4 protein-coding genes and 3 pseudogenes are annotated in these 6,644 nt (G+C 62.0%); 6 read left to right on the forward strand and 1 reads right to left on the reverse strand.

Annotated features, from left to right (window positions below):
* Positions 1-334: 334 nt before the first annotated feature.
* From E3O06_RS06910 to E3O06_RS06935, 6 genes and pseudogenes are all read left to right on the forward strand, one after another.
* The gene (locus tag E3O06_RS06910) at positions 335-1,228 is read left to right on the forward strand and encodes a sugar phosphate isomerase/epimerase family protein (protein WP_134502255.1); all 894 of its coding nucleotides are present in this window, start codon (positions 335-337) and stop codon (positions 1,226-1,228) included.
* Positions 1,225-2,349, forward strand: coding sequence for a Gfo/Idh/MocA family protein (locus E3O06_RS06915; protein ID WP_134502256.1), 1,125 nt, complete (start codon positions 1,225-1,227; stop codon positions 2,347-2,349). Before E3O06_RS06910 ends, E3O06_RS06915 begins: the two co-directional genes overlap by 4 nt.
* A gap of 103 nt (positions 2,350-2,452) precedes the next feature.
* Positions 2,453-3,295: a sugar phosphate isomerase/epimerase family protein gene (locus tag E3O06_RS06920; protein ID WP_134502257.1), complete on the forward strand. Its 843-nt coding sequence runs from the start codon at positions 2,453-2,455 to the stop codon at positions 3,293-3,295.
* Positions 3,292-4,146 carry a sugar phosphate isomerase/epimerase family protein gene (locus E3O06_RS06925; RefSeq protein WP_134502258.1) on the forward strand — a complete coding sequence of 285 codons (855 nt, stop codon included), beginning with the start codon at positions 3,292-3,294 and terminating at the stop codon, positions 4,144-4,146. The genes E3O06_RS06920 and E3O06_RS06925 overlap by 4 nt, the downstream gene beginning before the upstream one ends.
* 7 nt (positions 4,147-4,153) lie before the next feature.
* Positions 4,154-4,306, forward strand: a pseudogene (locus E3O06_RS17960) (sugar phosphate isomerase/epimerase); the annotation flags it as partial.
* A 276-nt stretch (positions 4,307-4,582) separates the two neighbouring features.
* Positions 4,583-6,140, forward strand: a pseudogene (locus tag E3O06_RS06935) (IS1182 family transposase).
* 199 nt (positions 6,141-6,339) lie between these two features.
* Here the strand turns inward: E3O06_RS06935 and E3O06_RS18385 are convergent.
* Positions 6,340-6,644, reverse strand: a pseudogene (locus tag E3O06_RS18385) (hypothetical protein); the annotation flags it as partial.

Below are 6,644 nucleotides of genomic sequence, written 5' to 3' on the forward strand. Positions count from 1 at the left end.
ATCAAGCGTCATACGGACCGCTCGATCACGAACCTCTGTTGGGTGTTTCTTGGGCATAACCGAATCCTTTCACCAGAAAGAAAGCGGCAGGAAATCAGGGACGGTTCAGAGCGACCGTGGAGTAATGAGTATTCGGCCAACGGAGGGAATGGTCATAACTGTAGTTGGACTACATTCTTTTGGTTGAAGTACTAGTTGCAACGGTGCCAGATCCGTCAAAACCTCCCAATTTCGGGCCGCCGCTTGCGCTACAACGCCCCACAAGGTAATTTCACTACAACCGCTGTTCGACGATGATGGCGAACGGTTACTTTTACGGCTATAGGAGTACCTCGTGCTTGTAGGAATTGACAGTTACAGCTTTCACCGTTATTTCGGCGAGGTGTATCCGCAACAGGCGGATCCGGGCAAGCGCTGGGACATGAAAGACGATTTCGTACCGTTCGCTGTTTCACTGGATGTAGATGAAGTCGCCCTCGAAACCCTCTTTTATCCGGCGTTCGACGACAACTACTGCGCCGCGCTGAAGGACAAGCTCGACGAAGCGAATCTTCGCCGGGTGATTGGCTGGGGACATCCTGACGGCCTGCACCGCGGGCAGGACACAGAAGCACTCGCAGACCTGATCAACCACATACCCCGCGCGAAGAACGTCGGCGCGACCACCATGCGCATCGTGGCGTCGAGCATGCTCTACGTCGACGAGCCGCACGACCCGCAGGTGAAGGCATCGATCACGATGCTGCGTGACGCCGTGCGCGCAGCGGAAGACAACGGCGTCACGTTGGCACTCGAGAACCACATCGATTTCACCTCGCTCGAGATTCTCGAGATCATCCAGACCATCGATTCTGAGAACCTGCGCGTCAACTTCGACACCGGCAACTCGCTTCGGCTGTTCGAGAATCCAGTCGAGGCCGCGAAAAACCTCGCCCCATACACGATCGCGACGCACACCAAAGACATCACGACGGCGTGGGGTGGGTCGCCGTCGGAGCGATTCTTGTTCTGGCCGTCGTGCCCGGTCGGCGAAGGACTCATCGACTTTCTCAGCATCGCCCGCGTGCTCGTCGAAGCCGGCTTCGACGGCTCGCTCGCCGTTGAACTCGACCTGATCGCGTCGCCCTGGGATGAGGCCACCGAAGAGGCCAACGTCACCCAGGGCATCAGGTACCTGAAATCGATCGTCGCCCAACTCGACGCCGAACAGAACGGGCCAACCGCATGAGCCTGACCCCTGCAGCACCGGATGGCCGCCCCGCCATATCGGTCGGGATGCTTGGCTACGGCTTCATGGGCAAAGCCCACAGCAACGCCCTCAAGACCCTGCCCTACATGTTCTGGCCCGATGGCCCACAGGTCGATTTGCGGGCCATCGCGGGGCGGTCGGAGGTCAAGGTCAGCGAAGCAGCCACCCGATACGGCTGGGCAAATTACACGACGGACTGGCGTGACCTCGTGAACGACCCGGAGATCACCGTGTTCGACAACGTCGGGCCCGACCAGACCCACTTCGAACCGACTCTGGCGGCGGTCAAGGCCGGCAAGCACGCCATCTGCGAGAAGCCGCTGGCCCTCACGGTGGCCGAAGCGGTCGAACTCGAACGGGCGGCCGCTGCCGCCGGCGTGAAGAGCCTCACCTGCTTCAACTACCGATTCGTTCCAGCGGTCCGTCTCGCGCATGACATGATCACGAACGGCGATCTGGGCGAGATCTATAGCGCCACGTTCCGGTACGCACAAGATTGGCGCACCGATCCCACGGCTGAACTGGGCAGCTGGGCCGGCGCCCTATCCATCATCGGCTGCCACGCGGTCGACCAGGCGCGCTACCTCGTTGGCGAGATCGACTCGGTCTCGGCCCTGCTGACCAACCCGGTCACTACCGCAGAGCGCGGGGAGCCAATCGACACGATGAGCGCTCTCGCCCAACTCCAAAGCGGCGCCCCGGTCACGATCGCCGCAACGCTTGTCGCTCCGGGCCGCAAGAACATGCTCGGCTGGGAGATCAACGGCTCGAAAGGCAGCCTGACTTGGGATCTCGAGCACCTCAACCTGCTGAGGGTCTACCGCCGAACGGGTGGCCCCCTCGACGGTTTCGCCGACGTAATCGTCTGCGAAGAGAACCACCCGCTCACCAAAGCCTGGTGGCCGAGCGGTCACGTTCTCGGCTGGGAGCATTCCCACATCAACATGCTGGCACACTTCCTCGACGCAGTCGTGAACGACGGTGACATCGCTCCGCACGCGGCGACGTTCAGTGACGGTGCCGCGGCAGCGCGGGTCGCCGAAGCGATCACCCGTGCCGCAGCGACCGGCACCCGTACGACGATCGCGAGCGTCAGCTAACCCGCACGCGCCTCGCCCTCCAACCGCCACAGCGTCCATTCACCCAGGGAAGCGCTCGCGCGCGGCCATTTCACCCCGCACATTCACGGAAAGAACGACACCGATGTCACAGTTCAAGTATTCCTACAACGCCATCGTCTACAGCCAAGAGCCCGTCGCCACCAGCTTCGACCGCCTCTCCCGATACGGCTACGACGCCATCGAACTGATCGGCGAGCGTGGCCAAGACGAAAAACTCATCAACCAACTCGTCTCCGATACCGGCATCAGCGTGAGCTCGATCTGCAGCATTTGGTTCGGTGATCGTGACCTCGTGCATCCAGATGCCGCGACCAGGCAGAAAGGAATTGACTATGGCAAATCGATGGCCGACTTTGCAGCCTCAGTCGGCGCGCCCACCATTATCGTCGGCCCATCGCCGGTCGGAAAGACCGCCGCACTCGCCAGCGACGAACAGGAATGGGCGTGGGCAGTCGAAAATGTACGCGAGATCGGTGAGTACGCCGCATCCGTCGGCGTGGAGATCACCCTCGAGTGCTGGAACCGCTACGAGACCTACTTTCTCAACAAACTCGACAAGGCCGTGCGCCTCGTCAAAGACACCGGCCTGACGAACGCCGGGGTGCACGGCGACATGTTCCACATGAACATCGAAGAGGTAACCATCGACGGCGCGTTCCGTGAGGCGGGTTCATACCTGAACCACGTGCACATCGCCGACAGCAACCGCGCTGCGCCAGGCACGGGTCACACCGACTTCGTACCGACGGTGCGGGCATTGAAAGACATCGAATACAGCGGTTTCGTCACGTTCGAACTGCTGCCGGCATCGGCCGACCCTTTCGCCATGATCGCCCGCAACGGCCACCTCCAGTTCCTCGACCAATACACCGAGCTCGCGATCACGACCATGCGCGCGGCTGAAAAATCGGTGGCGGGCAAATGAGCAAATACGACTTCGGCATCAGTTCGTTCGTGCTGGCGTCACCGTTCACCAACCAAGACGGTAGCCAGTTCGACTACACAAGAGAAATGGGCTTCGACCTCATCGAGGTATGCATCGAAGACCCGGCCCAACTGAGCACCGCGTTCTTGCTCACGGAGCAGGAACGCACGGGCCTGCCGATTTCTGTCTGCGGAGCCTTCGGCCCCAACCGCGACGTCTCCCACGAGGACCCGGCAATGCGACAGGCCGGCATCGACTATCTCATGCTGTGCGTCGACATCGCCGAGGCCGTCGGCTCGCCCCACGTCGCCGGCCCGATGTACTCGGCAACGGGCAAGACGCGGATGCTCTCGCCGGAAGGCCGCGCCGAACAACGCCAGTGGGCTGCCGACAGCCTACGCGAGGTCGCCGACTACGCCGCTGACAAAGGGGTGTCGCTGGCTATCGAGCCGCTCAACCGCTTTGAGACCGACGTGGTCAATACGGTCGAGCAGGGGCTGCAATTGTTCAACCTCATTAATCGTGACAACGTGGGCTTCATGCTCGACACGTTCCACATGAATATCGAAGAGAAGCACATCGGCGACGCGATCCGGGCAGCGGGATCGAAGGTCTTCCACTTCCAGGTCTCAGAGAACGACCGCGGCACGCCCGGTACCGGCAATGTGGCCTGGGGTGAGACCTGGCAGGCGCTCGATGATATCGGCTACACCGGAACCATCGTCATCGAATCATTCCTGCCGACGGTCAAAGAGATCGCACGCGCGGTGTCGCTGTGGCGACCCGTGGCCCCTTCGATGGATTCGCTGGCGCGCGACGGCCTCGCCTTCCTGAAGCAGGAACTCCCGTGAGCGGCGCGAGTCGACGCATCCGGTCACCCTCTTCACAGGACACAATGGGCCGACCTGCCCGTTCGAAGAGGTCGCCCGCCTGGCTAGCGAGTTGGGCTATGACGGCCTCGAGGCCGCCGCGTCGGGCGACCACCTTGACCTCGAACGGGCAGATGAAGAGGTGGGGCGTCACCCCCTGAATCTGAATACTCAACTGCGGATCGCGGATGAAACCACAGACGGGCGACCGGCTCACGGCCTCGTCCTCACATCGACAAGCGACAGTATCTTCAGTGGCGACGTCCTCCCCATTGAAGAAGGCCTGATCGGATCCCTCGCAACCAGCGCACCGGCACGCGGTTCCGCCTAGGAGACTGCTGAACAACTTTGGGTGTGGGTTCTGCTTTTTTAAGGCGCGCCTGCGGCGGGTTGGCCCTGGGTCGTTAAGACTGGGGTGATGCAGGGTCGTGATGATGGTCAGCGTGAGATTTACGATGTCGATGCCGTAGCGGGGCACTTGCTGCCGCCCGGGTCGGTGTTTGCGTTCCTCGCGGTGCATCGTCGGGAACTGTTTCCCGACGATGCCTTCGCGGACTTGTTCGCCTCGCAAAACGGTCGCCCGTCAACGCCAGCGGATGTGATCGCCATCGGTGATGGTGCTGCAGACCCTGCACAACCTCTCCGACCGCGAAGCGGCCGAAGCATTGACGTACGACCTGCGTTGGAAAGCCGCGTGCGGATTCGCGTTGACCGAGGTCTCGTTCCACCCGACCGTGCTCGTCTACTGGCGCAAACGCCTGGCGGCCAGCGACCGACCCCACCGCATTTTCGAAGCCGTGACCGAGGTCATCGCCCAATCGGGAGCGTTGACGGAACGGAAACGCCGAGCGTTGGACTCGACGATTCTGGAGGACGCCGTTGCCCGCCAGGACACCGTCACCCAGCTGATCGCGCAGATCCGCCGCGTCGGCCGAGAGATCCCCGGCGCCGACCTGACCGTGGCCGGATTGACCGGTCATGATTATGCCCAGCCCGGCAAGCCCGATATCGCGTGGGATGACCGTGACGCTCGCGACGAGCTCGTCTCCCGGTTGGTCACCGATGCTCTCGCCCTGCTGTCCAGCATCAACATCCACATTTTGACTAAGAAGCAGCAGGAAACCGTCGCACTCCTCGCCTTGGTCGCTGGCCAAGACGTGGAACCGGCGGACGGGTCCGACGGGACTGACGGCCGGTGGAAAATCGCCCGCAAGGTCGCGTATGACCGGGTGATTTCCACCGTCGATCCTGATGCTCGCCACGCGCATAAGAGCCGGCAGAAGAAGGTTGACGGGTTCAAAAGCCACGTCGCCATCGAGCCCGACACGGGCCTGGTGACCGCCGCTCTGCTCACGAAAGCATCCGGCCCGGAGAACAGTGATGCGGCGCGGGGAGCCGAATTGATCGCCGCCGACACCAGCATCGGCGCTCAGAAAATCGATGCTTTGGGTGATTCGGCTTATGGCAGCGGGGAACTCCTCAACCAAATCACGACGGCCGGTCACACCCCGATTATCAAGCCGATGCCGTTGGGCCGGGCTGTTCCTGGCGGCTTCACCGTTGATGACTTCACCATCAACGACGAAGCGCAGACGGTGACGTGCCCGGCGAGCAACGTTCGGCCGATCAGCCCCAAAGGCCGAGTCAGTTTCGGTCGGTCCTGCCAGAGCTGCCCGCTCATGGTTCAGTGCACCACAGCTCAGACCGGCCGAAAACTTGTTATTCACCCGCACGACCGGCTCAGACGTGAACACCGCGTTCGAGCTCAAGATCCCGAGTTTCAACGCGTCTATAAGCAACACCGGCCCATGGTCGAACGGTCCCTGGCCTGGATGACCCGAGGAGCGCGCAGAGTGCCCTACCGAGGCGTCGTGAAGAACAACGCGTGGTGGTCGAACAGGGCAGCTGCTATCAACCTCAAACGGCTCCTCAACCTGGGATTGACCAGCGAAAAAGGGGTGTGGGCCCTTGGATAACAACCCCGAGCACGACCACCACCTCAACGCAGCGGCCAACGCCGCACAGCCGCCAACTACGGCCCTTTCGAGCGGGCGCAGCCCCACATCCCGATCCCGCTGCCAGCCGCTCAGCCGACCCCACAACGCCCCACACCGGAGCAAAAAAACACTCTAAAGACTCACCGGGCCGGCAGAACCCATGTTATTCAGCAGCCTCCTAGGGCGTGTCTCCTAACTCCTTGAGCCACATGGTGATGGCGCGGAGGACGGCGCCGCCACGGTAGGTGAGGGCGAGTTTGTCGTAGCGGGTGGCAACGGCGCGCCACTGCTTGAAGGTGTTGAAAGAGCGTTCAACGACGTTGCGGCGTTTGTAGGATTCCTTGTCGAAGCCGACCGCCCGCCCTTGTGGCGCAGGCGAATTCTCGCCGAGGCGGGCCTGACGAAAACCAATCCCCGTAAGCGCCCCCGCGGTGCCTGGCTGAGGTTCGCCCGGTCGCATCCGATGGAAATGTGGCAGCTCGA

Origin of the sequence: Cryobacterium glaciale (assembly GCF_004402535.1) — a bacterium.
GTDB classification, from domain to species: Bacteria; Actinomycetota; Actinomycetes; order Actinomycetales; family Microbacteriaceae; genus Cryobacterium; species Cryobacterium glaciale.

Bases quoted from the DNA above. Each gene is read 5' to 3' on its own strand.
- E3O06_RS06920 (WP_134502257.1), top strand. From the start codon at position 2,453: ATGTCACAGTTCAAGTATTCCTACAACGCCATCGTCTACAGCCAAGAG.
- E3O06_RS06915 (WP_134502256.1), top strand. From the start codon at position 1,225: ATGAGCCTGACCCCTGCAGCACCGGATGGCCGCCCCGCCATATCGGTC.
- E3O06_RS06925 (WP_134502258.1), top strand. From the start codon at position 3,292: ATGAGCAAATACGACTTCGGCATCAGTTCGTTCGTGCTGGCGTCACCG.